Source organism: Bacillus sp. EB600, assembly GCF_024494385.1.
In the GTDB taxonomy this organism is placed as follows: Bacteria; Bacillota; Bacilli; order Bacillales; family Cytobacillaceae; genus JAEVLT01.
The window spans coordinates 1-24,112 of sequence record NZ_JAEVLT010000039.1 but is presented as its reverse complement, the minus strand read 5'-3'; the positions used below and the strand labels follow the sequence as shown (position 1 = coordinate 24,112).

Below are 24,112 nucleotides of genomic sequence, written 5' to 3'. Positions count from 1 at the left end.
AGATTTTAAACCGGCCAATTCTACAACAGGAATGGTCGGTTTTATTACATATTGAAATAAAGCGAAAGGGTGACGAAGCCAATGGAAAAAAGCATTTTGAAAGGAGATTATCAAAACGTAAAAGTACTTTATGTCGAAGATGATAAATTTTCCCGAGAAAAATTGTTACGCATCCTCAACCGGCGGTTTGCAGATGTTCACGGTGCTAAATGTGCTGAGGAAGGATATAAGATTTTTAATGATTATCACCCCGATGTTGTCATAATTGATAGTAAGATGGACAAAATAGATGGTTTTGAAATGATTGAAAAAATTCGCAAGCAGGATGAAAAAGTTCAAATAATCGTTATAACTGCATGCGAAGATAGTGAATTTTTCCTTCAATTGATCGAAAATAATGTTAACCATTTCATTTTAAAGCCAATAGACTTAGAAAAATTACTACTTGCTATTCAGAAGTCGGCAGCTCACATTGAACTTGAAAGGAATTTTGAAAAACAAAGGAAAGTAACAAATGAATTAATTTTAGAATTGGAAAAAGAGTTTCAAAAAAATGAGCTTTTAGGTACCTTGGATCCATTGACAAAAATTTGTAATCGATTGAAATTTGATAAGATTTTAACAACTGAAATCGAACAAGCAGAACAAAATGGCCGTTCATTTTCGATTATTATCGCCGAAATTGATCACTTTAAGCGGGTAAATGATCATTTTGGCTATCATGTGGGTGATGAAATGCTAATCACTTTGGCAACCATTGTTCAGCAACGTATAAGTGAAAATGATATTTTTGCCCGCTGGGGAGGTAAGGAGTTTATTCTGCTAATTCCTGATGAGGGTAAACAGGATGCGGCTATTTTAGCAGAGTCGATGCGGACATTGATCGAAGGGTTTTATTTTCACGAAGCCGGCAAAATAACCTGCAGCTTTGGGATTGCTGAATTTTCCAGTGGTAAATCGAAGAATCAACTGTTGAAAGATGTAGAACATGCTCTTCATTTGTCAAAAATGAACGAAAAAAACCGTGTCACCCTTTATGATGAACATGAAATGAGAGATGAAGCAGGTGTTTCTGTTGATTAAAGTACTCATCCTTTTCTTCCTCACTCTAATTTCCATTTTGCTCGTATTTGAAAGATATCTTTCTAAAAAAAAATTAAGGGATTATGAGAAAAGATACCAAGTCCTGTATAAAAGGTACGAGGACATTGAAAGCAATAACCAATACGTTGAAAAGGTAAATCTCGAGTTAATGAAGCGGATTCATACTGAAAAACAAAAGTACAGCCAAAAAGATCATAAATTAATCCAACAATCAAGGCTTGCGGCAATGGGTGAAATGATTGCAAACATCGGATACCAATGGCGGCAGCCTCTAAATAATTTATCATTACTTATACAAGACGTAAGCGAAGCGCAGGAATTTGACGAAATTAATGACGAATACATTACTAGATTGACAAAAGAGAGTATGGCTTTAATTAAGCATATGTCTCGATCGATCAATGATTTACGAAAATTTTATCAGCAAAATAATGAGAAAACTGCTTTTTCTCTACCAGAGGCGATTGAAGAAGCATTATCGATTTTTTCATTAAACCTAACAAATTATGATATTCATGTTCATTTTGAATACAGAGGGCAGCATAGCGTCTTTGGTTACCAAAATGAGTTTATTCAAGTTTTTTTACATCTTCTTATGAATGCAAGAGATGCATTTGTCATCAATAATGTGAAAAATCGTAAAATATGTATAAAAATTGATGAGGATGAATGTTTTTATATGATTGAAATTATCGATAACGGAGGTGGAATGGACCGTTCATTACTTGATAAAATATTTCATCCCTATTTCACAACAAAGACAAATGGGACAGGTCTTGGATTATTTATGACGAAAAATATTTTGGAAAGTATGAACGGAAGTGTTAAAGCAGAAAATACTGGTGATGGTGCTAAGTTTTTACTCTTTGTTCCAAAAGTGGTAGCTACAGAAACACAGGAAACAGCATAGTTAATAAAACAGATACAAAAATAGTTGTCGTGAAAATGACTTCTATTTTTGTATGAATGATTTTGTAATGGTAAAATTAACAAAAAAGGGAGTGAAAATAATGACAATTGAAAACCCATCCAGAGAAGAAATCGGGGCAATTTTAAAAAAAGCGAAAAAAATTGCAGTTGTCGGGTTAAGTAATAATCCGGAACGTACTTCTTATCAGGTTTCAAAAGCTATGCAGGATGCAGGCTATGAAATTATTCCAGTTAATCCAGTGATTGATGAGGCACTTGGGGTTAAAGCGGTGGCCTCTTTAAAGGATATTAATGGTCACATTGATATTGTGAATGTTTTCCGGCGCTCTGAACAGCTTCTGGATGTGGCCAAGGAGTTTCTGGAAATTGATTCAGACATATTTTGGGCACAGCTCGGACTCGTAAATGAAGAGGCATACAAACTTCTAAAAGAAAAAGGAAACACAGTTATAATGGACCGTTGTATCAAGGTTGAGCATGCTTTAACAAAATAAAGATTGCCCTATGATGAGACCGATTATTCGGCCTCATTTTTTTGTTTAAACGTTAATTTTTATCCAATAAATGCAGTAAACTTTTTGAAAAAATCATGTTGTTAATTAATTAGCCATTTGCCAAATGAAAATAAATCGCTACAATAAAGCATAGACGTCACATGGTCTTATGATAAAATAGAGAAGGAACGTTTGTTCCAATTCAACTATTGAAAAAGACATTATATCTTATCAATGAACTTTTTAATTTTAAATTAAACTTTAACAATCAGGAATGAAGTTTTCTTTTTGTATGTAATGAAAGGGGTATTTTAGTGGCAAGAAATCAGCAAGCTTTTGATTACAATGATGATGCCATACAGGTACTGGAAGGATTAGAGGCAGTAAGAAAGCGGCCAGGTATGTATATTGGCAGTACCGATTCACGGGGTCTCCACCATCTAGTTTATGAAATTGTCGACAACGCAGTAGATGAGGTGTTAGCAGGGTTTGGCGATCATATTATCGTGAAGATTCATAAGGATAATTCTATTAGCGTGGTGGATAAAGGTCGTGGAATGCCGACTGGGATGCATAAAACGGGTAAGCCGACACCTGAAGTAATTTTAACCGTTCTACATGCCGGCGGAAAATTTGGTCAAGGCGGCTATAAAACGAGCGGCGGTTTGCATGGAGTCGGTGCATCTGTTGTTAATGCTTTATCTGAATGGTTAATTGTGACCATCAAACGAGATGGATTTACTTATGAACAGCGGTTTGAAAATGGCGGAAAGCCGGTCACAACCCTCGAAAAAATCGGAAAAACCAATCAAAGCGGAACAACCATCCACTTTAAACCGGATCCAACCATTTTTTCGACTACTACTTATAATTTTGAAACATTATGTGAGAGGTTAAGAGAATCTGCCTTTCTTTTAAAAGATCTAAAAATAGAAATATTTGATGAACGGAATGATTTTCATGAGGTTTTTCATTATGAAAACGGGATTGAAGCGTTTGTTCACTATTTAAACGAAGAAAAGGATGCTCTCCATCCTGTGGTTAGCTTAGAGGGAATTCAAAATGGAATTGAAGTAGAATTAGCCTTTCAATTTAATGATGGATATTCAGAAAACGTTCTTTCATTTGTTAACAATGTTCGGACAAAAGACGGAGGAACACATGAAGCAGGCGCTAAAACAGCGATGACCAGGGTGTTTAATGATTACGCCCGAAAGGTTTCTCTTTTAAAGGATAAAGATAAAAATCTCGATGGTGCGGATATTCGAGAAGGATTATCAGCGATTATTTCTGTACGAATTCCGGAAGAATTACTACAGTTTGAAGGACAAACAAAAAGTAAATTAGGAACAAGTGAAGCTCGATCAGCGGTAGATGCCGTAGTTTCTGAACATCTAACGTACTTCCTTGAAGAAAATCCCGATATTAGCACTCTGCTGATAAAAAAATCAATTAAAGCCTTCCAGGCCCGTGATGCAGCTCGGAAAGCCCGTGAAGATGCTAGAAGCGGTAAAAAGCGCAAACGTACGGAAACCTCCCTTTCAGGAAAACTTACCCCGGCACAATCAAGAAATCCGCAAAAAAATGAATTGTACTTAGTTGAGGGTGACTCTGCAGGAGGCTCAGCAAAGCAGGGGCGTGATCGGCGGTTTCAGGCTATTCTTCCGTTAAGAGGAAAAGTAATCAATACAGAAAAAGCAAAGCTGCAGGATATTTTTAAAAATGAAGAAATTAATACCATGATTTACGCAATTGGTGCCGGTGTCGGAACTGATTTTTCATTGGAAGATGTAAATTACGATAAAGTCATCATTATGACAGATGCTGATACAGATGGCGCACATATTCAAGTGCTGTTGCTAACATTTTTCTACCGTTATATGAAGCCGCTTTTAGAAGCAGGAAAAGTATTTATTGCACTTCCTCCACTTTATAAAGTAAGTAAAGGTATAGGGAAAAAAGAAGTAATTGAATACGCATGGAATGAAGATGAATTACACATAGCACAACAAAAAATTGGCAGAGGAAATATTATCCAGCGGTATAAAGGTCTAGGTGAAATGAATGCTGACCAGCTGTGGGATACAACGATGGATCCGGAGACCCGCACACTAATCCGTGTAAAAATTGATGATGGTGCAAGGGCAGAGCGGCGCATAACTACCCTTATGGGCGACAAAGTCGAACCGCGCCGGAAATGGATCGAATCCAATGTTGCATTTGGTTTAGAGGAAGATGATACCATCCTTGAAAATGAAAATATTACGGTCGCAGAGGAGGAATCTGAACGATGAGCAGTGTTGAAAAATTTCGTGATCTTCCTCTAGAAGACGTAATAGGTGATCGTTTTGGAAGATACAGTAAATATATTATTCAGGAACGGGCACTCCCCGATGCACGTGATGGGTTAAAGCCGGTACAGCGCAGAATACTATTTGCGATGCACGTTGAAGGGAATACACATGAAAAAGGATTTAGAAAATCAGCGAAAACAGTCGGAAATGTAATTGGTAATTACCATCCACATGGAGATTCTTCTGTTTACGAAGCAATGGTCAGGATGAGCCAGGACTGGAAGGTTCGTAATGTCCTTGTCGAAATGCACGGTAACAACGGTAGTATGGATGGTGACCCTCCGGCAGCAATGCGTTATACAGAAGCCCGCCTATCATCTATTGCTGCTGAATTGCTAAGGGATATTGATAAAGAAACTGTAGATTTTATTCCAAACTTTGATGATACAGCAAAAGAACCAACTGTATTACCCTCGATGTTTCCTAATTTGCTTGTGAATGGCTCAACCGGGATTTCTGCCGGCTATGCAACTGATATCCCACCACACCATCTTGGTGAAGTCATTGACGGTGTAATTATGAGAATGGAAAAGCCTGATGTCACCGTTGACGAACTGATGACAGTCGTAAAGGGTCCAGATTTCCCTACCGGCGGAATTATTCAGGGGATTGATGGGATTAGGAAAGCATACGAGACAGGAAAAGGAAAAATCATTATCCGCAGTAAAGCGGAAATTGAAGAGGTTCGCGGTGGCAAGCAACAAATTGTTGTAACGGAAGTCCCCTACGAAGTGAATAAAGCAAATCTAGTAAAAAAGATTGATGAATTTCGTCTTGATCGTAAAGTAGAGGGCATTTCTGAAATAAGAGATGAAACCGATCGCACTGGTCTAAGAATTGTGATTGAATTGAAAAAGGATGCCAATGCAGAAGGCGTACTCAACTATTTATATAAAAATACTGATCTTCAAGTTCACTATAGCTTTAATATGGTTGCCATCTATAAAAAACGTCCGAAAACCATGGGTCTAAGAGAGCTGCTTGATGCCTATATCGAGCACCAAAAAGAAGTGTTGACACGAAGAACTAAATTTGACCTGAATAAAGCAAAAGAACGCCAGCACATTGTTGAAGGTCTTATGAAGGCTCTTTCCATTCTCGATGAAGTGATTGCAACGATTCGGGCCTCAAAAGATAAACGGGATGCAAAAGATAACTTAATAGTTAAATATGCCTTCACAGAAGCGCAAGCTGAAGCTATTGTATCCTTACAGCTTTATCGGTTAACAAACACTGATATTACAGCGTTAAGAATGGAAGCTGAGGAGCTTGAAAAGAAAATAGAGGAATGGACTGCTATTATAAGCAGTGAAAAAAAGCTTTTATCCGTCATTAAAAAAGAATTAAAAGATGTGAAAAAACGGTTTGCGGATGTGCGTCGTTCCAAGATTGAGGCAGAAATCGAAGAATTGAAAATCAATCTTGAAGTGATGATTCCAAGTGAGGATGTTATCGTTACCGTTACCAAGGAAGGCTACGTCAAACGGACAAGTCAACGGTCTTTCGCTGCCTCGAACGGACAAGACTTTGGAATGAAGGATTCAGACCGGCTAATTGCACAACTGGATTTAAATACAAAAGATGTCGTACTCCTGTTTACAAATAAGGGAAATTATTTGTATTGCCCTGTCCATGAGCTTCCTGATATTCGCTGGAAGGACATTGGTCAGCATATTGCAAATATTATCCCGACCGAACGGGATGAGGAAATCATCCAAGTGCTTGGTGTAAAAGATTTTGAAATGGATGCTTATCTCATCTTTGTTACCCGTAATGGAATGGTGAAGAAGACAGAGCTCAAACATTATAAAGCACACCGTTATTCTAAACCACTAGTTGGCATCAATTTGAAGGACGACGATGAAGTAGTTGATGTGCACCTTACAGATGGGACAAGCGAATTATTTTTAATTTCGCATTACGGTTACGCTTTATGGTTCCACGAAGAGGAAATAAGCCTTGTTGGGGCACGTGCAGCAGGAGTTAAAGGGATAAACCTCAAGGATGGAGACTATGTGGTTGGCGGAAAGACCATTGCACCTGAAATGAAACAGGCCATCGTAATCGCCACCCAACGTGGTGCTGTTAAGAAAATGAAATTAAAGGAATTTGAAAAAGCTTCGAGAGCAAAACGTGGAGTAGTCATTCTTCGAGAACTTAAAGCGAATCCTCATCGTATTATTGGATTTATTCTTGGAGATGATCGAGATGTGATCTATTTACAGACAGAAAAGGGGATAACGGAAAGTTTAGAAGTCTCGGGTCTCAAAAATAGTGACCGGTATTCAAACGGGTCGTTTATTCTTGACGAGAATGTAAGTGGAAAGGTGGCACACATTTGGAAAGTGGAGGCTCCTGAGTCACCAGAGGATTGACTACTATACGCTTTAAAAAGATGGACTAATTATTATAACAATTAGTCCATCTTTTTTTTTCGGCATTGTAAGCGCAGTAACGAAGTGTAACCATTCACATTCACATAAAAAAGTTATGTTAGGTTTCATTTTTTTTCCAACATTGGACATAATAAAAACAACTAGCCCGAGGAGGGGAAAAGAATGAAAAAAGCGCTGCTTCTCGTTTTTGCTATCCTACTTATCTTGTCACTAAGAGAAAATATTGGTGTTAAAGCATCCACTAGTAAAGGGAGAGTTGTCACTTTATCAAAAGAGACAGTAGACATTACCGGGGACGGAAAAAAGGATATAATCGTGTTAACTGGTATCAAAATGAAAAGTGGTAAGTATAAAAACCTAGTAATTGATATCACTGAATTTAATAAAGGACATTATTCGACAAAACTTCCAAAAGGATTTAAGCCAAATCTGCAGTTTGTAGATTTTAATCAAGATGGAGTAAAAGATCTATTTGCAAGTATTCCTACAAACAAAAGCGGAGTCAATACACTCCAAACAGTCTATACACTTGCTAATTTTAAGCCTTTTAAGCTAAGCCTTCCGGAGCCACTTGTTCTAGAGAGTCGCTTTGTAAACGGATATAAAGCAAAAATAAAGATTAGAAAGACTGGTAATGCCTATATCTTCGATTTAAAAAACCGAAAAAAGTTTTATGAAAAATTGGGGATATTCTACAATGGAAAATTAAACGAGCCGACAGAACTTATGGTAAATACATTTAGTAATTTACAGCCAGTTCTGCTTAAGGGAGATAAAATAGGTTTAAAAGGAACACAAAAAATTACAGGTGTAACGGAGTCCGATACGATTGGTTATGTAGAATCTTCATGGCTTTATGATGATTCACAATGGAAATTAGTAAATGTCGTCGTCTTGAAAAAAACCAGGTCATAAAATATTTGTTGGAATTTATATTAGAATCTAACACAGGATTTCCTGTGTTTATTTTTTTAAATTTAAATTGACATGGAAATCAAACAATAATATACTTAGGCATGCAAATAAATAGGTAACCTAATAATTCGGATGGGAATAAAAAAAGTGTGGTGAGAAAAGTGTGTAATTTAGAAGGAGATACAGAAAAAAAACTGTTAAAAGCATTTTCCAAATTTCGAAAGACGGATTGGCATGAAAAAAGGATTATGGGCTATAAGCCAAGTGAAATTAAAGTGTTGTTCGCTCTTCAATCTGCAATCAACGATGTTAAAACTGATATGAAAGTATTTGAGATTAGTAAACTATTGGAAGTCACTTCTCCAACCGTTACACAAATTATCAATGAGCTTGAAAAAACAGGTGTTGTTATTCGAACGATCGATCCTACTGACCGTAGAGCAGTAAAAATTAAACTGTCGGAAAAGGGTATTACTGTCACCGCAGAAATCAAAAAGGTGTTTGCAAAATCCTTTTCTGGATTAGTTGAATACTTGGGTGAAGAGGAAAGCAACCAATTAGCTGATTTACTCTTTAAGGTGTATCAGTATTTTGACCAGCTTAATCCATAAAGATCTAGATCGGAATCAGATTCCTGATGAAGCTTTTTAACAAAAGACTAAAAGGAGCGTCTATGTATGTTAAGGTTGCTTAAGTATTTAAAACCGTTTACTGCCATGATCATTGCTGTGCTGGCCTTTGTATTTTTGCAGACATTGAGTGATCTTTATCTGCCGACCTTGATGGGAGATATTATTAACAAAGGAGTTATGCAGGGAGATACTGGGAAAATCATGCAAATTGGCGGATTAATGCTTTGGGTTGCTGGTGGGGGAGTGGTTTGTGCCATTATTGCCAGCTACTTATCGTCAAAAATTGCGGTGGGATTGGGGACTATCCTGCGTAACAGGGTTTTTTCTAGAGTCGAAAGCTATTCATTACATGAAATTGATAAGTTTGGTACAGCCACACTTATCACAAGAACTACAAACGATATAACCCAAGTTCAAATGGTTTTAATCATGATCATGCGCATGATGATCAGCGCTCCGATGATGGCCATTGGCGGGATTATCATGGCTTTACGCCAAGACAGGCAGCTTACGTGGGTGCTGGCAATCGCTATCCCTGTGTTAGCTGGTGTTATTGCTTTGATTGCCTCTCGTATGATTCCGCTCTTCAGAAAGATTCAAGGAAAGATTGACAGAATCAACCTTGTTTTACGGGAAAAGCTTGTTGGAATACGTGTCATTAGAGCATTTAACATGGTTGCACACGAAGCAAAGCGCTTTGAAGATGCGAATGTTGATCTTACAGATAATTATATAAAAGTAAATAAAATTATGGCTTTTATGATGCCATCGATTATGCTAGTCATGAACTTTACATCGCTGGCAGTGTTATGGTTTGGGGGAATCTTCATCAGTAAGGGCAATATGGACTTGGGGGCATTGTCCGCCTTCACCCAATATGCCATGCAAATCATGTTCTCGATGCTGATGCTTTCCTTGATGTTTATCATGGTTCCTCGTGCCCAAGCCGCCGCAGTGAGAATCAATGAAGTACTGGAAACCAATCCTGGAATAACTGACAAAGAGAAAGTGGAAGGCTCCTTCACTCAGAAAGGCTTTGTCGAATTTAAAAATGTCACTTTTACTTACCATGGTGCCGAACAGCCCGCTATACGGGACATCACATTTTCTGCAAAGCCCGGCGAAGTAACGGCAATCATCGGAAGTACAGGGGCTGGCAAGTCTACACTGATTAACTTAATCCCAAGGTTTTATGATGTGGACAGCGGCAGTATTCTGATTGACGGCGTAGATGTTAGGGAAATGTCCCAAGAGACACTTCGGGCAAAAATTGGATTCATTCCGCAACAAGCTGTACTGTTTTCAGGTACAATCAGTGAAAACATCAGGTTTGGTAATCAACAAGCCTCCGAAGCTGAAGTTAGACATGCTGCTGACATTGCCCAAGCAACAGAATTTATTGAAACCATTGATGGTGGCTTTGAGCATGAAATCGCTCAGGGCGGTACAAATATTTCAGGGGGGCAAAAACAGCGACTGTCCATTGCCCGAGCATTAGTAAGAAAGCCAGAAGTATACGTTTTTGATGATAGTTTTTCGGCGCTTGATTTCAAAACTGATGCCCGACTGCGGGCAGCGCTTAAACCAGAAACAGCAGAAGCAACTGTCATTATTGTTGCCCAGAGGGTTGGAACTGTCAGGGATGCCGATCGGATCATCGTACTGAATGAAGGTCAGCTTGCCGGCATAGGAACTCATAAAGAACTGTTGGATTCCAGCCAGGTATACCGGGAAATTGTTTCCTCACAACTGTCTGAGGAGGAGATTGCATGAGCGAACAAAACAAAAATCAAAGTGGTAGGAGAGGCGGCGGCGGCTTTGGCGGCGGCAGCCACTTTGGCGCACCGGTCCAAAAAGCCAAAAACTTTAAAGGGGCATTAAAAAGGCTGATTCGCTATCTCAAACCGCATACTTTAAAATTAATCATGGTCTTGATCTTTGCGATCGCAAGCACGTCATTTACGATCGCTGCACCTAAAATAATGAGCAAAGCCATGAACAAAATACAGGATGCCTATATGGCAAAAATGATGCTGCAAAAAATGTCTGATGCTCAGAAAATAGCAGTTAACCAGGCTAACCTGAAGGTGAAGCAGCGGCAGAAATCCCCAAACGCTCCGGCCAATTTACCGCAGCAACAGGAAAAGGTAAATCCGGAAACAGCCAAGGCTATACAAGAATTTATGAAACTGCCTATGTTGGATACAGTAGAAAGTGCAGATCAAAAGGCTGATATTGTCCAGAAAATGCTGGATTTAAGTAAAAAGATGCCTGCACAAACACAGTCTGGTGCAAAGAATGTTAAATTAACCAAGGACCAGATTAATGGGGCGGTTAGAGCCATCAGAGAAACAAATGGTAAATATAACTTCCATTATATTGGTACGATTGCTCTAACTCTTTTAGGAATGTATGTAATAAGTGCCTGCTTTAGCTTAGTCATGGGACTGGTGATGTCCGGAGTAGCACAGAAAACCGTACGAGATTTGCGCAGGGAGGTTGATCAAAAAATTGCCAAATTACCGCTCAAATATTTTGATAATCATCCCCATGGCGATATATTAAGCCGGGTTACGAATGATCTCGATACTGTAGCGCAAAACTTGCAGCAAAGCTTGACGCAGCTCATTACTTCGTTGATTACGATTATCGGGTATATTATTATGATGCTGACAATCAGTCCGATCCTCACCCTAATCATGCTGGCAACACTGCCCTTGTATGCTTTTTCAACGGCGTTTATTGCCAAAAAGTCTCAAAAATATTTTGCTTCCCAGCAGAAAGAGTTGGGGGACCTCAGCGGGCATGTGGAGGAAATGTATACGGGGCATAAAATTGTAAAGGCGTTTGGGCGTGAAAAAGATTCGATTGAGCGTTTTGATGAAATAAATAAAAATCTATATAACGCAGGGTGGAAAGCGCAATTTATCTCTGGTATGATGTTTCCACTCATGAACTTTGTTGGCAATTTGGGATACGTTGGAATTTGTATCGTTGGAGGTCTGTGGATTACCAAGAATCTCCTCGGTTTAGGAGACATTCTGGCCTTTATTCAATACTCAAGGTCCTTTACGATGCCGATTGCTCAAACAGCACAGATTGCGAATGTTATTCAGTCAACGGTCGCTTGCGCAGAACGTGTTTTTGAAATTCTCGATGAGTCGGAAGAAATTCAAGATTCCCCAGATGCCAAAGTAATCAAATTCCCAAGGGGAGAAGTAAAATTTGAACACGTAGATTTTCGCTACAAAGAAGAGGTACCGCTAATTGAAGATATGAACCTAGATGTAAAACCGGGGCATACGATTGCCATTGTCGGACCTACAGGAGCCGGTAAAACTACACTTGTCAACTTATTGATGCGTTTTTATGAAATAAATTCCGGTAAAATTAGCATTGACAATGTTGATATCAGTGATATAAAACGCGACAAATTGCGGAAGATGTTTGGCATGGTTCTGCAAGACACGTGGCTATTTAACGGAACCATTAAGGATAATATCGCCTATGCCAAACAAGGGGCATCAATGGAGGAAATCGTTAGGGCAGCCAAAGCAGCACACGCGGATCATTTTATCAGGACACTACCTGACGGCTATGAAACGGTCCTAAATGAGGAGGCGACCAATATTTCTCAGGGACAAAAGCAACTGCTCACCATAGCGCGTGCAATCCTTGCTGACCCAACTATATTAATTCTTGATGAAGCAACAAGCAGCGTTGATACTAGAACTGAAGTGTTAATTCAAAAAGCTATGTCCAATCTGATGGAAGGCCGTACTAGTTTCGTTATTGCTCATAGACTGTCAACTATTCGTGATGCCGAACTAATCCTTGTAATGAACAAAGGCAAAATTATTGAAATGGGCAACCATAGAGATTTGATTGCTAAAGGCGGTTTCTACGCAGATCTTTATAATAGTCAATTTACCGGGCAAAACATGGATGCAGAAATAATTTAAAAACATTCCAAAAAAGCGTTTAGATAGCATAGTAGCTTTCTAAACGCTTTTTTTGTAACTGTAAAACGTTAATCCAAGGAATGAATGTTAATTTGAATAGAGTATGTTTAACATAAAATTTTCATAATTATGTTATGTAAACTTTAAAGTTAAAAAGACCATGATTTGGTTGATAGCAGCTTTATTATACCAATTAGTTCAGGTGGAATAGTTGGTCAGAAAACGGTGTGTTTTTTTATGAAAATAATATAGTAAAACGTAAAGAACTTAACATATAGATTTTTTAATCAGGTTTCTATGGTAGTGAGTTAAATTAAATGAAAACCAAACCAAACCAAGCCAAGTCAAGTCAAGTCAAGTTATACTATATCCATTAATTAATTTAAAGTTGGTTTTTTAAATCAATTTGAAAGCTGGAATTAATACTATAACACTTGAATTTTTTATTTCGTCTCATTTTCTTGAGTATACTTAGTTGATGAGACAAGATCCCATTGATTTCATTTAGGTTCCTAGAATATATATTATGTTAACTAGTAAAAAATCCTTTCTTACCAATAAGTCTTCCCCTTAAGTACTGATAATATTTTGTATCGTGTACTTTTTCTTATCAAGTTGACGATAATTGTTTGGTCCATTCCCATAAGATCTGCGGTCGCCAGGATAAATTCCATGTGCGTCTCATAATTTGCGGGTCCGTCCTCATAATTCATTTTCTAGGAGGTCGTTAACCGATGAATTTTACTGAAGCTGCCGATGATTTTCTTATGTATTTGGAAGTAGAAAAAAATTACTCCCATAACACGCTTCGTAGCTACGCTTTCGATTTATTTTCAATTCGTTTCGTTCCACACTCAGGACAGAACTTCAAATGACTTCCCCCCAACTTCTATTTCATGACATCAACCTAAGTCTATTTACCTATTTATTTTAACGGAAAAATTACCAAAATTGAACAAGTATTCTCTATCTTTTTCCAAATTTTCATTATATATATGTGTTTATCTTTTTGCTGTTTACAAGAGGAGTAAAAAATATGATAACTCACTGCTTTAAATTCAGACCTAACAGCTCTCCTCTTCTGTTAATGTCACTAATTAATACTTTGAATAAACAGCCAATTCAGACACCTTGTTAGGCATATAAACTTTGTTGATTTCTTGACATTGTCATACCCCTCTTCTCTTTTCTATATTTACAAATTTCAGAATGACAAATTATCAATAGTCACTTTTTCAATAGGAAGTAAATCCTCAAAATAAAAAAGAGTCTATATCAGCTCTTTTTTAACGTGATATTTTTTTATGCTTTGCTGCTTTCTTTCAGATAATTGGCTATACACAAGTATTGTAGATGGATTGCTGTGGTCCATTAAGGTGTTGTAAATCCTCTAATTCAATATAGTAATCCTCGTCTGATAATCAACTGGGATTTTTTTGATTCTATTTTCTAACTACCTTCCATATACTTAAATGAAACTATATTCTAGGAGGTTTCACTAATGTCAAGGTTATCAGATAAATTTACGATATCTGATAATAAATGTGGAAGATTATGATAATAGAAGATAAAAAAGGAGGCTTAGTTAGCCTCCTTTTTTCTTTTTATTCCACTAAAGATAATTCTTTAAATGAATCTTCAATACCGCTTAAAGCTTCTTGTTCATCAGAACCGTTTACGAAAACAGTCACTTCTGAATTTTTCCGAATACCTAAAGACATCGGACCCAAAATAGATTTAACATTCACCTTATACTCTTTGTATCCGAGTGAAATTTCACTGACGAATGCATTGGCTTTTTTTTCTAAAAGAAATGCAGCTCTTGCGTCTAAGCCCTCTTCTGAGGTAATGAAAAAAGTTTTTTGTAACATGGCATTATTCTCCTTTTGTTTACTGGATTTATTGGAAATATTTTCACAAACTAATTATAAAATAAAAAAATTGTTTGTAAAGGAAAAAAATGAAATAAAAAAATAAACCATCTACTCGTTATTTTTTCGGCTATGGGCGTTAAGCCCATTCGCACGGAACGAAAGAAGAAAGAGATAATATGTTTGCCTCAATATCAGTTGAGGTTCTTTTTTGTTTTTTTATTAAATTATTATGTTTAAATGGTTTAGTAAGGGTCTAAAAAAGCAAGGACGGCTTCCTATCCTGGATCCCTCACGTTATAAGGTTTCTGGATACGAACTAAAAAAGTGGATGTATAAAAAAGACATTAAAATTTTGGAGAAAGATGAAAGATTTCAAGATCAATTTTGATATATTCAATAAATTAATTAGTACCTTTTAAAGGGTGCTTATTTTTTCTAAGTGCTACCTTAATCCTAATTTAGGATGGCATTTATTCCTCGAGTATCGGAGCGCCATTACTGCCCATTTCTTCACGGTGGAAAATTCTTTGAACCAAACCGCAAAAGAAGTGTCTGAGCATATGATATCCATAGATACAAAAGCTAATGCCTTCTTTTGTGATTTCAGTTCTTCCGATAAGAGATCCTTAAACTCACTGAATCCAGGCGATATTATATCTTTTGACCACAACTCCACCCAATTTTGAGAAGCACTGTCATATTTCATAACAACTGCTTTACCTGAGCTATCATATTCACAAGCTTTGCATCTAGCGTCACCCGGAACTACTTTCCCAATTCCAGCAACAACCACACCGTGTTGGTTGGGGAATGGAATAGTTTGATATTTTCTTACCATCCAAACGGGGTAAAGTTTATCTATTGCTGTTTGGACAGTTGTGTCCAATTGAGTTGTATTTTCTGCAGAAGACTTAGGGGGAAAACTGGCAAACAGAATAAAAAGAGTTTCTTGTACATAAGAGATCCACCTTCCACATCATAATAATGTAAGCAACCAAATTCCTTAAAACCTATATCCCTTTCAAAAAAACTAATATCGTTCACCGGACACGGTGAACGACTTGGATAGATTTACTTTTCATTTGGTGTTCTTTCCAGTGAGTCATCATGAATGGCGATGAGCTGACCCTCCTTAATACCCTCCTTAATTCTCTAATGTTAAACTCCTCATAATCTGCATGCATCTTGATCGCTTGTTGATATGCGCCAAGGTATTTAGGTTTGTATGCTGAAGTGCCCGAGACGTGCGAGCACCACAACATCAGATGCTACCGGACTGTCTCCAATTTTCCGTATGCTATTCAATTGTTTTCAGTTAGGAGGAAACATTGCAATCTGTTGTGTACAAAGGAGGGTTTTTCGATGTAAAAACTTGTGCCCCAACTCTAAATTAGCATTAAAGGTTTACTTTGGGGCAGCAATTTTATAATTGAAGGTTTAGATTTTAAAACAACTTAACGGGAAAGAAATAAATAAAGCCAACAACTCACCTAACACTGTAGCTATTCATTTTCAATACCCGATTGGTTCAAAGAGAGAGTAAGAGAAAGGTTTCAATCCCCTAAAACGGGGAGGGTATTGCAACGGCACCTGTTTTGAACCCTTGGTATGACTGGACTGAAAGGTACCAAAACGCGAACCTACCAAATGAATCTTAAAAACAAAAAGTTATAGACAAAAATATGTACATAAACGACAAAAAAGTTTGTACATACTTTTTTGTCGTAAGGTTTTACTATCTTAGCTGAACCTTTACTTAATACAAATATATAAATATCTGTATCTAAGGTTATTTCAATTTTCCCCCAATTAAACGTCCCTACGCCTTATAACGGATACTCCTCGTTCCAGAGGTTGAAAGCCATTGATGAAATCCATTTTGTGCCAGTGTTCGAATAAATCTTTCAAAAATTGGCCTGCGTACGGGAACTGCAACTGGTTTTATATTAATCGAGCAACCGATTCAATTTATAAGTTTGCTTTTAACGTTCTTTGCTATATTTGCTTTCGCAGTTAGGAGTTTTAATTCATGGGGAATGTTCGTTTTTTCACCTCCTTCGTTTGTGTCTGGCCGGTGAGAGAATCTCATTTTATATAATTAAGCACGAATATTATTAGATATAATATTATTTAAAATTCGTTTTTTGTTCATTTGACTTATTTAGAAGCTCAGTGAGGCGGGTTTTTTCGTGGGGACGGTTCTTCCGTGTCACTTTCAATTTTTTAAAAGTACACAAGAACCGTCCCCATGGCATTTCCCATGTTATTTTTCTGTGATTTCTTTTACGGCCTCGATTACTTGTGAGGTTGTACTCATTTGTAGTGCTTTTTCGGCTAATTCTTCCATTTTCTTTTTGGAAAGGCGAAGAATTTGTGAGCGTGCTTTTAGGATGGATGTGGCACTCATTGAGAACTCATCAAGGCCAAGCCCCAGTAATAATGGGATTGCTGTTTCATCTCCAGCCATTTCTCCGCACATTCCAGCCCATTTCCCTTCTTTATGGGCAGCGTCAATCACCATTTTTACAAGGCGTAAAATTGCCGGGCTATATGGTTGGTATAAGTAAGAAACACGTTCATTCATACGGTCAGCAGCCATTGTATATTGGATTAAATCATTGGTTCCTATACTAAAGAAATCTACTTCTTTTGCAAACTGATCTGCCATCACCGCAGTTGACGGAATTTCTACCATAATCCCAAGTTCAATTTGCTCTGAGACTAGAACCCCTTCATTTTCTAGCTTCTGCTTTTCTTCTACTAAAATAGCCTTTGCGGCACGAAATTCATCAAGAGTAGCAATCATTGGAAACATAATCTTTAAATTTCCAAATGAACTTGCACGTAATAATGCACGTAATTGTGTTCTAAATATATCCTGCTCTTCAAGACAAAGGCGAATCGCCCGGAATCCAAGGAATGGATTCATTTCCTTTGGTAAATCTAAATAAGGTAATTCCTTATCCCCACCGATATCAAGCGTTCTAACTACAACAGGTTTTCCGTTCATTCCTTCAAGGACAGCTTTATAAGACTCGAATTGTTCCTCTTCTGAAGGAAGTTCATTTCTTCCCATGTAAAGGAATTCAGTGCGGTATAAGCCAATTCCTTCTCCGCCATTTTTAATAACCCCCTCTAAATCTTTAGGAGTGCCAATATTAGCAGCTAATTCAACGTGATGACCATCAGACGTAACGGTCTTTTCATTTAATAGTTTGGCCCATTGCACTTTTTGTGCTTCATAACGGATTTGCTCCTGTTTATATTGATCAATTACTTCTTGAGTTGGATTGATGTGAACTTCTCCCTTTAAACCGTCCACAATAATGATATCACCATTGTGAATTTCGTCTGTTGCTGACTTTGTTCCAACAACAGCAGGGATCTCCATTGAACGAGCCATAATTGCAGAATGTGATGTACGCCCCCCAACATTTGTTGTGAACGCTTTAATATATTTGCGGTTTAATTGGGCTGTATCAGATGGAGTTAAATCCTCAGCAACAATGATCGCCTCTGCTGAAATCATGCTAAGATTGACAATCTCAGCACCAAGTAAATGTGATAGAACACGTTTTGTTACATCGCGTATATCCGCAGCACGTTCCTTCATATACTCATTATCCATTTGTTCAAACAAAGTGATAAACATATCAGCCGTGTTTTTTAGGGCATATTCTGCATTTATTTTTTCTGTCTTAATCATATCTTCTATAGGGTGTAATAGCTCTGGATCACTTAATACAAGTAAATGCGCTTCAAAAATAGCCGCCTTGTCCTCTCCCAGTTCATTTTGCGCCTTGACACGTATTTGCTTAAGCTCTTGTATCGCCTTTGAAATAGCTGCCCGAAAACGATCAATTTCCATCTCAGCATCTTCAACATTTTTCTTATCAGACGAAAGCTCCGGCTCTACTAAACGATATGCCTTTGCTACAGCAATACCACTTGAAGCTGCAATACCGGTTAAAGATCTCATTCTGCTAAACCTTCCTTCGTTAAAGTTTCTTCTATATTTTGTAACGCTTCTTGCTCATCACTGCCTTCAGCAATGACTTTAATTTCTGCTCCTTGGCCAATTCCGAGAGACATAACACCCATAATCGATTTTAAGTTAACCTTTTTCCCTTTATATTCGAGCTTAATTTCTGGGTTAAATTTGTTAGCAGCATGTACTAAAATTGTTGCTGGACGAGCATGAATTCCTGTTTCTTCAATGACCTTATATTGTTTTTCAACCATTAATGATCCAACTCCTACGCTTTTTACTTAAACAAGGGTGATATCAGCAAACTTACCAATGTTTTGAATCAGTTTTTTAATTGAGAGAACTTGATATTGAATATCAAAAAGAAGCTGATAAACTTCATTGACCAAATTATGTTTTTCGTTCGGCGTCATAATCGGCTTTACATAGAAACACGGAAGTTCAGTCCCCAGCCTAACTGTCGAAAATACTAATCATAGCTGTCAATTTTCCCCTCCTAAAATTCCCGTAGTCTCCATAATTTGATTCATCGTGATATTCTTTGTTTTTAAAAGGTGGTCTAATAACAGTGCAGGACGCTTTTTAATCATCATTGGTTTGACCTCCTGTAAACATCTTACAATAAAACGTTTTCATAGGTATTACTGATTGGGAATAAATGATGTACAAGTAAACTTACAAAATTGTGCTGAAACCTCCATCAGACAAATTTTAGTTAGCATTATCACTCTTAAATTCTATCTAAGAGACTAAAAAATATCAATCATTTTCGCTCATAATCATTCAATATCTATCAAAATAATTCAAAAGCATTTATTTTAACATATATTTAGCACTTTCAAAGTAATGAAAGACTACTTTAAAAATATAGGTGCACTATTGCTACTAATGGTGTTTTTGGTTTGCATATTGAGAATTTACATAAGAAAAAAGCAGATAGGCTAATCCCTATCTGCTTTTTTAATTTTATCAATAGTGTTCTTTATTTTCTTATTCAAGTTAAGCAGTATACTATCATCCTTTTCCCGTTTTGGTAAGGTTCCAGAGGGGCTGTCAGCTAAAAAAGGACTTTTCTTCTTTTTTTCTCCCATTACATCTTCTCCCATACAAATCTTTTTATTAAATATACTGTCTGTATGGTCAAAATATGAGAGCTTTAGTCAAAAAAGACAGGAGTATCTCCTGTCCTATCATTTCACTAAACCAAATGCCTATGTTTTAAACGATCTACTGCTTCATCGCTTCTCTTAAATAAATCCCTAGTATATAATGATGGAGAAGTTCGTGGAGCTGTTCGAGTAGCCTTCTCTCGTAAAAAAGGAGACTTAACCCTACCTTTGCGTTTTCTAACTACAGTTGCTATAGTACCTTCTGTTGTGCTTGTACGCTCTGGCATTTTCATTTTTATCCACTCCTTACCTATCTTACCTAATTCTATCAAACTGACACTTTTTTATCTACAATTTTTCCCAATCAGTTTACTCTTCTTGCGGTTTTTTCAACCAACTATGGATCAAAGAAAGATTAATTATATTGTCAATGTCTATATCCAATACATGTTCCTTTTCTGATTCAATGGAAATGACTACTGGAAATACTTTTTCAAGATAAGGAATGAGAGCGGTTTGCTTGTTTATAAAAACCACTGTTTTGGCATTTATTGTTGTCATTTGTTCTTCCGTAATAATTACTCCGAGTACCGTACCTACTTCTTGCTTAAAGTAGTTATCATTGTCTTTCTTGAAAACAGTGATATTTTGTCTGCAAGTTTCTCCATAAGAATATAGAAAATCCTCTAAACTCTCCCGATAATTCTCTATTTCATTCCATTCTTGCGTTTCAAATGATGAAATTTGCATCATATCCAATATATCAGTAAATTGTAAACTTCTATTTTGCGTTTGAACAATAACCTTTTTCATTTCCTCATTAACGCTTTCTACTTCATTGATTTGTTCCATTTCAGCTCCGCCGATTTTCTTAATAGATGGAGTAATAAACATGGCTAAATCAACAAAAATGAACATCCCTGCTAACAATGTGTATCGTTGCCATTCTTTTACATTAAAGCCTGTATGATTAATCAACAGTACAACCCCAATAATAAAAAAGAAATACCATGTTCTCCGCAGATTTTGCTTATGTCTTCTAAAAAAGTCTTTAAATGCCCAACTTATGTATAGAATGATAGCTGAAAACCCAATAAGAATAAACCACTTGTTTTCTTGCGTAAACGAGAGGATTACATTCCCCCACTTCATCTTTACGATAAGCAGAACTGTTACAAGAATAATAGGAATTACAATTTTTAGAACCATTATGTATTTGGGGTTCTTATACCATATTTCAGATTCTTCTTGACTTCCTTCCATAATTCACCTCCGATTTTATTTTACCATTGTTTAAGAGTGAAAATCCCAATAAAGATTCATTTCTACTGCAGGCCCTAAATAGTTATAAACCTGTTAAACTTCAATAAATGAATTGGGTCTAAATCTGAGTTTTATTAAATATTTTATAAAAAAGGATTTCATCCTCTTTTTTGTAAAATTAATTCAACTAACAAGGAGAGACCCTAAGATGATTGTAATTCATTTTTTTGAGAATAAAACGTTAGTGTTAAGTCAATTATTAAGACGAATTCCTTCTATGGATGAGGACATAAAAATTAAAGGCCGCAAAGCAAAAGTTTTAAGTGTTAAAAAGATTGAAGAAAACCTGATTCATGTACAAGTAATTTTTGAACAGGTGGTTAAAAATAAGCAAATAGTAAAAGAAAGTATTAAGAAAAAGCGATAATTCTTACCACAATTCAAAAATGTTTCTTTTATAGAAATACCATACAATAAAAAAAACAGTCCAAGCGGTGATTAACCGCTTGGACCTGTCGTTTGATTTAAATCAATTTAACTTTAAAAAGTTTACTTGATTAAAAGGCATTTCTTGTTATAAACATAAAATTATTTCTTGAAAATCGTTGAGATAACCTGGTCGTAAGACATACCACTATCCACTTCAAATACACCAGGACGTAAGCTGTTTTCTAATCCTTTACTTTCGATGTCTTTCGAAAAGTTAAAAGCATTTGGAACAATTTTTGCAGTTTCTAGCGCCCTGCCGACATCGATGCTGGTCATCCCATCTGTTACATTTAAGATCACTCGGGTTACATTTTTGTTAGACTTGTCATCTACTTGAGCTGACTCTTTTTGAACAGACCCCTTGGCGTCTTTCAGTGCATTATCATAGTCAGCCTTCGTTTGAACGATGTAGCCTGCAGATACAAGCTTGTCTTTCATTTCCTTTTCGGAAGGCTGAACCTTCACATTAGTTTGAATTTCAGTTGATTTGACAGATCCTTTAGGGGTATCACTATTGTTAGAGAGATAAACAGCACTTGAAATACTTGTGGCAATAAAAATACCAGCTGCAAAGCTGCTCAATAAGTTAAATCTCATTTGCAACTTTTCCCCTTTCTTCCTTTTGTGTTTGATAAGGAGCAAGAAGCTGTTGGATTTCACTTTCTGACACTTGTTTTTTTGCTGCGATGCTCTCAACAGAGTAGTTGCGTTTATATAAATCTAGTACTTCACGCATGAAAACTAATTCTTTAGAAGACAATTGAATTCCAGCTTCTTTCATTATGACTTCTATGTCAAGCTCAATATTCCGAATTGATTCTTGCATGTCATTGATTTCCTTCATAACAGAAATATGAGCCATATCAATTCGCTTATGCTCCGCCTTTGAAGCTTGAAAATTCTTTATAATCGATAAAATTAGCAACAAAGCTGATGCTCCGAACAAAACTGCTAAAGTCAATCCCATTTAAAATCATTCACTCCTTTAGAATAGAAACTTACAACTTCTTATTATACAACTATACTATAAATTTATCGATTCAATTCTCATAAATACGACAAAAGTCTGAGTGATTTGACAAAAAGCTGGAGTGGTAAATTACTTGGAGAATGCTTCTTTGGTCCTGTTTATTGGGGAGGAAAATAATGGTGGATTTTTCAGCTGCGGTTTTTTTCTAGAGGCTGATTTAAATGAAATAATAAGTGTTGAAATCATGCAAACCAATGATGTATCCAGTTAAATTTTTAGTGCTTTTAACACCATAATAAGGTCGAACATAAGTTTTTCTTCAAAAAAAATCCGGTCTTGATGGCAGGAAATTTTCCCCAAGATCGTTTTATAGGAAATTATGAAACAATGATAAAGATTCCGTATTGTTCTCCCTATACTTCATACGGCTGGCAATCCTCCTCATCAGGTTTTTAAAAAACCAAAAGAGGTATACTGATAAAAATTTTTACCAGTTTCAGTTTTTAGATGTTAAAAGTTATTGTTAATAGCTTTTCGTAACAGTTGCTCACTTCGGTCCAAATCTATTTTCACCAGTTTCTTGTAAGCTTTTGCTTTTTCGATATCCTTAATCTTGTAGACAACAACTTCCTTTCGTTTTGCCCCATCCACTTTTATTTTCACTTTAGTAAGGATCTCCTCTTCATCCTCTAATTCATGCAGTGCACGGTAAACCTCTGAATGCTGTGGTTCGAATCCAAGTGGTTTGAACTCCTTTCTCAATTCATCTAATAACTGCAATCCATACCAGCGCCCATTTTCGATATTTGTAATAATATATAACTTTAAGAAAGCGCGCTGCTTAATTAAAAACCCTGTACTTTCCCTGCTTTTCTTCTCCACTTTTTTCCACCTCCTAATAAAATTATAACACATTGTGTTAAAAACACATAATATTTTGAATTTTCCCACCTGATTTATCCGGAACAAATGTTTACTTAATTGCCTGCACTTAGCACTTAAGTATTATTGTGTTTTTAGCACATATTGTAATTAGAGATTTATATCTTGGAATATTGGAGGATGGTCTTTAGAAATATGTCCATCAGTAATAAACATTCCTAATGCCCATGCCATTTCATGGCTCCATGACTTAAAGAAGTTTTCATTTACTTTATGCTTTCTTGGATTCATTCTATGAGAAGTATCAATGCCATTTCTGTTGAGGTTTTTTCTAACGCCTCTTGCAGTAATGTCGGCTATTTTCACTATCTCCGAACACTGCATTCCCTGCTGGTACAATTCCATAATTCGCTTATCAGAAATTAATGATATAGTATTCATTTAATCACCGTCCATAGAATCCATTTTACTGTAATGGAGAAAGCCCTTCCATTGATGCATTACGTCAAAACTATATTTTACGTTATAATAAAAAATCTCCTACCCTACATTAGGAGATTACCGGTTCATCAATACAAGGAGTTCAAAATGCGCCTTACCTTCTTCTGACTCAAAAAAGAATGTTATTAAATCATGTCTATCTCCTCAGAGAAAGAGCTATGAAGTTTAATTTAATTTCCTAACGTTAATACTCACCACACTTCTTGTACCCTTTTTCCCGCGAAGTAAGGTCCATCAATTATTCGTATA

At 36.6% G+C, this 24,112-nt stretch carries 22 protein-coding genes; 12 read left to right on the top strand and 10 right to left on the bottom strand.

Features of this window, described 5'->3' with window-relative positions; genetic code table 11:
- Positions 1-81: 81 nt before the first annotated feature.
- The 10 genes from JN080_RS23940 to JN080_RS23895 all read left to right on the top strand — a co-directional run bounded on the left by JN080_RS23940 (position 82) and on the right by JN080_RS23895 (position 13,662).
- The gene (locus tag JN080_RS23940; RefSeq protein WP_256238498.1) at positions 82-1,083 is read left to right on the top strand and encodes a diguanylate cyclase domain-containing protein; all 1,002 of its coding nucleotides are present in this window, start codon (positions 82-84) and stop codon (positions 1,081-1,083) included.
- Complete coding sequence (locus JN080_RS23935) at positions 1,076-2,014, top strand: sensor histidine kinase (RefSeq protein ID WP_256238497.1); 939 nt, start codon at positions 1,076-1,078, stop codon at positions 2,012-2,014. Before JN080_RS23940 ends, JN080_RS23935 begins: the two co-directional genes overlap by 8 nt.
- A gap of 106 nt (positions 2,015-2,120) precedes the next feature.
- Positions 2,121-2,528 carry a CoA-binding protein gene (locus JN080_RS23930; RefSeq protein ID WP_375141751.1) on the top strand — a complete coding sequence of 136 codons (408 nt, stop codon included), beginning with the start codon at positions 2,121-2,123 and terminating at the stop codon, positions 2,526-2,528.
- Between the two features lie 314 nt (positions 2,529-2,842).
- Positions 2,843-4,822 (top strand): DNA topoisomerase IV subunit B, encoded by a 1,980-nt coding sequence (parE, locus tag JN080_RS23925; protein WP_256238495.1) that lies wholly within the window; start codon positions 2,843-2,845, stop codon positions 4,820-4,822.
- Entirely contained in the window at positions 4,819-7,257 is a 2,439-nt protein-coding gene (gene parC / locus JN080_RS23920; RefSeq protein ID WP_256238494.1) for a DNA topoisomerase IV subunit A, read from the top strand. The genes parE and parC overlap by 4 nt, the downstream gene beginning before the upstream one ends.
- 183 nt (positions 7,258-7,440) lie before the next feature.
- Positions 7,441-8,193 (top strand): FG-GAP repeat domain-containing protein, encoded by a 753-nt coding sequence (locus JN080_RS23915; RefSeq protein ID WP_256238493.1) that lies wholly within the window; start codon positions 7,441-7,443, stop codon positions 8,191-8,193.
- 149 nt (positions 8,194-8,342) lie between these two features.
- The gene (locus JN080_RS23910; RefSeq protein ID WP_256238492.1) at positions 8,343-8,804 is read left to right on the top strand and encodes a MarR family winged helix-turn-helix transcriptional regulator; all 462 of its coding nucleotides are present in this window, start codon (positions 8,343-8,345) and stop codon (positions 8,802-8,804) included.
- A gap of 66 nt (positions 8,805-8,870) precedes the next feature.
- Positions 8,871-10,598: an ABC transporter ATP-binding protein gene (locus tag JN080_RS23905; RefSeq protein WP_256238491.1), complete on the top strand. Its 1,728-nt coding sequence runs from the start codon at positions 8,871-8,873 to the stop codon at positions 10,596-10,598.
- A complete protein-coding gene (locus JN080_RS23900; RefSeq protein WP_256238490.1) occupies positions 10,595-12,787 on the top strand; it encodes an ABC transporter ATP-binding protein in 2,193 nt (730 codons plus the stop codon). The genes JN080_RS23905 and JN080_RS23900 overlap by 4 nt, the downstream gene beginning before the upstream one ends.
- A gap of 734 nt (positions 12,788-13,521) precedes the next feature.
- The gene (locus JN080_RS23895; protein ID WP_256238489.1) at positions 13,522-13,662 is read left to right on the top strand and encodes a site-specific integrase; all 141 of its coding nucleotides are present in this window, start codon (positions 13,522-13,524) and stop codon (positions 13,660-13,662) included.
- Between the two features lie 729 nt (positions 13,663-14,391).
- On the opposite strand, the gene JN080_RS23890 is transcribed toward JN080_RS23895, so the two are convergent.
- From JN080_RS23890 to JN080_RS23865, 6 genes are all read right to left on the bottom strand, one after another.
- Entirely contained in the window at positions 14,392-14,658 is a 267-nt protein-coding gene (locus JN080_RS23890) for an HPr family phosphocarrier protein (RefSeq protein ID WP_256238488.1), read from the bottom strand.
- Positions 14,659-15,103: 445 nt separating this feature from the next.
- Complete coding sequence (locus JN080_RS23885; protein ID WP_256238487.1) at positions 15,104-15,547, bottom strand: hypothetical protein; 444 nt, start codon at positions 15,545-15,547, stop codon at positions 15,104-15,106.
- A 1,377-nt stretch (positions 15,548-16,924) separates the two neighbouring features.
- Positions 16,925-18,640 carry a phosphoenolpyruvate--protein phosphotransferase gene (ptsP, locus tag JN080_RS23880; protein WP_256238486.1) on the bottom strand — a complete coding sequence of 572 codons (1,716 nt, stop codon included), beginning with the start codon at positions 18,638-18,640 and terminating at the stop codon, positions 16,925-16,927.
- A complete protein-coding gene (locus JN080_RS23875; protein WP_256238485.1) occupies positions 18,637-18,903 on the bottom strand; it encodes a phosphocarrier protein HPr in 267 nt (88 codons plus the stop codon). The genes ptsP and JN080_RS23875 overlap by 4 nt, the downstream gene beginning before the upstream one ends.
- A 687-nt stretch (positions 18,904-19,590) precedes the next feature.
- Complete coding sequence (locus JN080_RS23870) at positions 19,591-19,740, bottom strand: hypothetical protein (RefSeq protein ID WP_256238484.1); 150 nt, start codon at positions 19,738-19,740, stop codon at positions 19,591-19,593.
- Between the two features lie 387 nt (positions 19,741-20,127).
- A complete protein-coding gene (locus JN080_RS23865; protein WP_256238483.1) occupies positions 20,128-21,021 on the bottom strand; it encodes a type II toxin-antitoxin system SpoIISA family toxin in 894 nt (297 codons plus the stop codon).
- A 208-nt stretch (positions 21,022-21,229) separates the two neighbouring features.
- Here JN080_RS23865 and JN080_RS23860 point away from each other — a divergent pair, with 208 nt between their 5' ends.
- The gene (locus tag JN080_RS23860) at positions 21,230-21,448 is read left to right on the top strand and encodes a hypothetical protein (protein ID WP_256238482.1); all 219 of its coding nucleotides are present in this window, start codon (positions 21,230-21,232) and stop codon (positions 21,446-21,448) included.
- 161 nt (positions 21,449-21,609) lie between these two features.
- Here JN080_RS23860 and JN080_RS23855 read toward each other — a convergent pair whose 3' ends face one another.
- The gene (locus JN080_RS23855) at positions 21,610-22,107 is read right to left on the bottom strand and encodes an endolytic transglycosylase MltG (RefSeq protein ID WP_256238481.1); all 498 of its coding nucleotides are present in this window, start codon (positions 22,105-22,107) and stop codon (positions 21,610-21,612) included.
- Positions 22,097-22,477: a hypothetical protein gene (locus JN080_RS23850; protein WP_256238480.1), complete on the bottom strand. Its 381-nt coding sequence runs from the start codon at positions 22,475-22,477 to the stop codon at positions 22,097-22,099. Before JN080_RS23850 ends, JN080_RS23855 begins: the two co-directional genes overlap by 11 nt.
- Positions 22,478-22,613: 136 nt before the next feature.
- Between JN080_RS23850 and JN080_RS23845 the strand changes: the two genes are divergently transcribed.
- Complete coding sequence (locus JN080_RS23845) at positions 22,614-22,751, top strand: hypothetical protein (protein ID WP_256238479.1); 138 nt, start codon at positions 22,614-22,616, stop codon at positions 22,749-22,751.
- A gap of 239 nt (positions 22,752-22,990) precedes the next feature.
- Here JN080_RS23845 and JN080_RS23840 read toward each other — a convergent pair whose 3' ends face one another.
- Positions 22,991-23,395, bottom strand: a complete 405-nt coding sequence (locus tag JN080_RS23840) for a replication termination protein (protein WP_305474919.1) — start codon at positions 23,393-23,395, stop codon at positions 22,991-22,993.
- A 117-nt stretch (positions 23,396-23,512) separates the two neighbouring features.
- Positions 23,513-23,803 carry a hypothetical protein gene (locus JN080_RS23835; protein WP_256238477.1) on the bottom strand — a complete coding sequence of 97 codons (291 nt, stop codon included), beginning with the start codon at positions 23,801-23,803 and terminating at the stop codon, positions 23,513-23,515.
- Positions 23,804-24,112: the final 309 nt, after the last annotated feature.

What these genes read in the sequence shown, in the direction of transcription:
- JN080_RS23940 (WP_256238498.1), top strand. Translation starts at nt 82, where the DNA reads ATGGAAAAAAGCATTTTGAAAGGAGATTATCAAAACGTAAAAGTACTT.
- parC (WP_256238494.1), top strand. Translation starts at nt 4,819, where the DNA reads ATGAGCAGTGTTGAAAAATTTCGTGATCTTCCTCTAGAAGACGTAATA.
- JN080_RS23915 (WP_256238493.1), top strand. Translation starts at nt 7,441, where the DNA reads ATGAAAAAAGCGCTGCTTCTCGTTTTTGCTATCCTACTTATCTTGTCA.
- JN080_RS23905 (WP_256238491.1), top strand. Translation starts at nt 8,871, where the DNA reads ATGTTAAGGTTGCTTAAGTATTTAAAACCGTTTACTGCCATGATCATT.
- JN080_RS23900 (WP_256238490.1), top strand. Translation starts at nt 10,595, where the DNA reads ATGAGCGAACAAAACAAAAATCAAAGTGGTAGGAGAGGCGGCGGCGGC.
- JN080_RS23895 (WP_256238489.1), top strand. Translation starts at nt 13,522, where the DNA reads ATGAATTTTACTGAAGCTGCCGATGATTTTCTTATGTATTTGGAAGTA.
- JN080_RS23890 (WP_256238488.1), bottom strand. Translation starts at nt 14,658, where the DNA reads ATGTTACAAAAAACTTTTTTCATTACCTCAGAAGAGGGCTTAGACGCA.
- ptsP (WP_256238486.1), bottom strand. Translation starts at nt 18,640, where the DNA reads ATGAGATCTTTAACCGGTATTGCAGCTTCAAGTGGTATTGCTGTAGCA.
- JN080_RS23875 (WP_256238485.1), bottom strand. Translation starts at nt 18,903, where the DNA reads ATGGTTGAAAAACAATATAAGGTCATTGAAGAAACAGGAATTCATGCT.
- JN080_RS23870 (WP_256238484.1), bottom strand. Translation starts at nt 19,740, where the DNA reads ATGGGAGAAAAAAAGAAGAAAAGTCCTTTTTTAGCTGACAGCCCCTCT.
- JN080_RS23865 (WP_256238483.1), bottom strand. Translation starts at nt 21,021, where the DNA reads ATGGAAGGAAGTCAAGAAGAATCTGAAATATGGTATAAGAACCCCAAA.
- JN080_RS23860 (WP_256238482.1), top strand. Translation starts at nt 21,230, where the DNA reads ATGATTGTAATTCATTTTTTTGAGAATAAAACGTTAGTGTTAAGTCAA.
- JN080_RS23855 (WP_256238481.1), bottom strand. Translation starts at nt 22,107, where the DNA reads ATGAGATTTAACTTATTGAGCAGCTTTGCAGCTGGTATTTTTATTGCC.
- JN080_RS23850 (WP_256238480.1), bottom strand. Translation starts at nt 22,477, where the DNA reads ATGGGATTGACTTTAGCAGTTTTGTTCGGAGCATCAGCTTTGTTGCTA.
- JN080_RS23840 (WP_305474919.1), bottom strand. Translation starts at nt 23,395, where the DNA reads ATGTGTTATAATTTTATTAGGAGGTGGAAAAAAGTGGAGAAGAAAAGC.
- JN080_RS23835 (WP_256238477.1), bottom strand. Translation starts at nt 23,803, where the DNA reads ATGAATACTATATCATTAATTTCTGATAAGCGAATTATGGAATTGTAC.